At 41.6% G+C, this 3,953-nt stretch carries 2 protein-coding genes; both read left to right on the plus strand.

Annotated features, from left to right (window positions below):
- Positions 1-796: 796 nt before the first annotated feature.
- Positions 797-2,302: a hypothetical protein gene (locus OQ5_RS0112360; protein ID WP_016777787.1), complete on the plus strand. Its 1,506-nt coding sequence runs from the start codon at positions 797-799 to the stop codon at positions 2,300-2,302.
- An 82-nt stretch (positions 2,303-2,384) separates the two neighbouring features.
- Positions 2,385-3,950 (plus strand): OmpP1/FadL family transporter, encoded by a 1,566-nt coding sequence (locus tag OQ5_RS0112365; protein WP_016777788.1) that lies wholly within the window; start codon positions 2,385-2,387, stop codon positions 3,948-3,950.
- Positions 3,951-3,953: the final 3 nt, after the last annotated feature.

Below are 3,953 nucleotides of genomic sequence, written 5' to 3' on the forward strand. Positions count from 1 at the left end.
CCTGCTTTATTCATAAGTTTTCGTCATGAGATGTTCAAATATCAAAAAACGCAAGCAACCGCAGACAAATTTGATGCTGGAAATAGTACACTATTTTCAAATCAAATTTGATGAGGACGCTTGTGTTTTGCCGATAGTTGAGCATCGTAACAGATAATTTATGAATAATGCAGGTTAAACTAAAAACCATTGGCAATGTCAACAACCTGTCTGATATTTATTGTTGCTCCGGCAGTAATTATTCTGTTGCTTTTGGTGCTTAAACTCAAAATCTAACCACAACAATGATAGCCGGACTTCTTATTTAGTGTCTTTCCATCAAGTGCCAGTTGCAAGGCTTGCGAAGCCGCCAAAAACGCAGTTTACTTTTAGTAAATGAGTATTTTGGCCGCGAACGTAACACAGCAAATGGTACTTTATGGACAGACACTATTTAGAGTCTGTCCATAAAATGCAAGTGACAAGCCTAACGCAACGAATATTACTTTACAATACTCTGTTAAACTTTTACAGTTGTTTGGTAATTAATTGTTTACACAGTAAACTCCATAAGCCACAACTCTCTCATAATAAAAACTTTGCGTCATTGCGTCTCTGCGTTTAGGATTTTTTTAACTGACCATTGACTTTATAGACAGGCACTATTTAGTCATACTTCAACCAATTCCATTCTTATTTGTCAAAAGTAAAGACTATTAGATATCAGGAAACATTTTTTAACAACCGACCGTTAAAAATCGACCTTTTGGTATAAAATTTGCTTCAATACATATAGAAAACAACAGGAGGATGCCTTATGAAAAAATTAGTATTAATCACAACCACAGCTGTTTTGCTGATAGTGGCAGGTGGATGCACTACCGGCCGAATGGCATCAACCGGAGTATATTATGACGACATTTATTATGCACCGGATTTGACGAAGGAAAACATGGAGCAGGCTTTTGCTCCGGTGCCCGACATTGCTAAAGAGGAGAAGAAAGAAATTAAAAAAGAAGAGAGAGAACTGGTTCGTGAATACGAACGCAGTGAGTTGGACCGTGAGCAAAGAGACACACGCGATTTTAGCGAAATTCAGGAAAAATATGCTTCCATTCTTGCGGACGAAGATACAGAGGAAGTAGATACCATGATCTATTACAACGACGAAACAGGATACTGGGTTAATGGATTTGACGGAAGCGAAATGGACAGGGATTATGCCGAACGGCTGATTCGCTTCCATGGCCCGTTTACCCGTATACCTTATTGGTCGCCACTTTACGATCAGTTTGTTTATTTCAATGACCCCGACTGGAATGTATATGTAGACGGTAATTATGCCTATGCATTTCCGACATGGAGCAATCCGTGGTACGACCGCTATCGGTTCGACCGGTGGAGTACACCATGGAGCTTCTCCTTTGGTTACAGTTCATTCTGGGGCGACCCGTATTATTACGGATATTACGGATACGGATGGTACGATCCTTTTTACAGCCCTTACTATAGCTGGGGCTATTACAACTGGCCGTATTATCACCGACCCTATTACAGTTATTGGCACCATCCCTATTATCATGACAGATATTACAGCAAGGACTACAGAAAGGATGTATACAGGGGAATTAGGCCATCAATGAGTAGCAACACCCGTTATTCAGGAACTTCTCAGGGGAGTAATACCCTGAAACGTGGAAGTGATGATGACGGACGAACGGTGAGGACAACACGCAGTGGTACAAGAATCATCCGTAACTCTGATGGTTCAACCACCGTGGTAAATACAGAAGGTAATACACAAAGAGCTATCCGGGGAACAGCAACCCTTAAATCCGATGGTAATGAACAGGAAGAAAGGAGTATAAGTCGTTACCGGGGAAGTGGCGCTTCAACAGGAACTGTGGAAACAAGAACGAGAAGAAGTTCAACACCAACGTACAGTCAACCCGATAACGCATCGAAACCGTCGTATAACCGCACCAGCAGCTATACACGTCAGGTTCGAAGCACCAGTCGCTCCGGTTCCGATGACGACCTGAAGTCGGGAAGTTCAAATACCAATAGAACCACCCGGAGTTCTGTACGTTCGCAAACCAGAAGCTACAACACTGGAAGCAGCTCACAACAACGATCATCTGTTCGAAGCAGAAGCTACACCCCAACTCAGAGGAGCTCTTCATCGTCAAGCTTCAATCGCAGCAGTTCATCAAGCAGGAGCAGCAGTTCTTACTCAGGCAGCAGCTCTTCCGGTACACGCAGTACAGGAAGTTCGAGCAGTGGTTCCAGCAGCGGACGTACAATCCGTGGCGGACGTCGATAATAAAATGGAAGCATCCTCATTTCATAAATTCAAACTCCATGCTTCCCCTATCGGAAGCATGGAGTTTTTAAACACTATCAACATGTTTAGGTACAAATTTCTTGTCTCGATACTTAGTTTGTTCTTAGTCGTCACCCTGACGAGAGGGCAAAATGAAGATAATGCGCTTAATTATTCTTACGACCGTCCCACAGGAACAGCGCGGAGCATAGCCCTCGGTGGGGCTATGGGAGCGTTGGGAGGCGACTATTCGGCAATTGGCATCAATCCTGCAGGAATTGCAGTATACAGAAGCAGCGAATTCTCATTTACCCCGTCATTAATCTTTAATACAACAGAGAGCGACTATTACGGAACGGTCTCAAGCGATGACAAGTTTAGTGTCCCGTTTAATCAAATATCATACGTGGGCACCTCCCGGTTGATGCGGGAAAATATTGACGGGATCGTCAGTACTCACTTTGGAATAGGATACAACCGGACAAATAACTATAACAGGAAGAGTTATATACAACATGATGGGGTAGAATCCTCGTTGCTGTATATGTTTGCAGCTAATGCATATGATCTTACACCCCAGCAATTGGATGATTTCTATACCGGGATTGCCTATGATGCAAGACTTCTTGAATTAGTTCCCGAAAGTGACTATTACGAATATATCCATGCTTACGAATTTGTAAACGATGAGGGATTTCTGGAGTTAGGTCCTGTTGACGGAATAAATCAAAAGAAGATGATTACTGAAAGTGGCCACTCAGGAATTTTTGATTTGTCTTTCGGCGCAAATATTGCCAACAAATTTTATGCAGGCGCCAGCCTTGGCATTGCTACATTAACTCAAAAAAAGGAGTCGCAACACTATGAACAAGCAAGTGATGAAGTTTATGATGCTTATATCGATTACAGGTTAAACAACGGTTTTGAGATTCTTGATGATTTCTATTTCGATGAATATGAAAAGACTACCGGAACCGGAATTAATTTAAAAGTAGGTGCAATTTTCAAACCTGTAAATAGTCTCAGGTTAGGTGCTGCTTTTCACACCCCCACTTATTATTCAATGAAAATGGAATATGAAACACAGGCTATGGCTTACTTTTTTGATGCCGACAATTATGAGATGACCTCAGACCTGGGTGAATTTTCGTTCAATTTCCGTACTCCAATGAAAGCAATCGGAAGTATTGCATACATATTCGGAACCAAGGGTCTTATATCATTCGATTATGAATATACCGATTATGCCTCAATGAAGTATAAAAGTAAGAACAACGAAATTCAGGAAACATCAGCACTGAAAAATTTAAATGAAATTATTAAAAACACTTTCCGTGCCACTCACAACTTTCGGTTGGGAGCAGAATACAAAATTACACCGATGGTTGCTTTAAGAGGAGGGTATGCCTATTTTCAAAACCCGTATCAGGAAGACTATTTAAATTCGGACGGTAAGCATTTTAATATTACCGGAGGTTTGGGCTTCAGAACCGGAAATATGACAATTGACCTGGCTTATCTTTACAATAAAGAGACTTATATACATTCATTGTATTATTCCCAAGAAATTCCTGACGATGTTCAGGAACCGGCCGACATGACCTCCACAGACCACCAACTGGCCGTCACATTAGGCTGGCGATTTTAAAAG

The sequence above is a fragment of the Anaerophaga thermohalophila str. Valhall genome, assembly GCF_000250735.1.
GTDB classification, from domain to species: domain Bacteria; phylum Bacteroidota; class Bacteroidia; order Bacteroidales; family Marinilabiliaceae; genus Anaerophaga; species Anaerophaga thermohalophila_A.

Excerpts from the sequence above, each read along its gene's own strand:
- OQ5_RS0112365 (WP_016777788.1), top strand. The coding sequence starts at position 2,385 with ATGTTTAGGTACAAATTTCTTGTCTCGATACTTAGTTTGTTCTTAGTC.
- OQ5_RS0112360 (WP_016777787.1), top strand. The coding sequence starts at position 797 with ATGAAAAAATTAGTATTAATCACAACCACAGCTGTTTTGCTGATAGTG.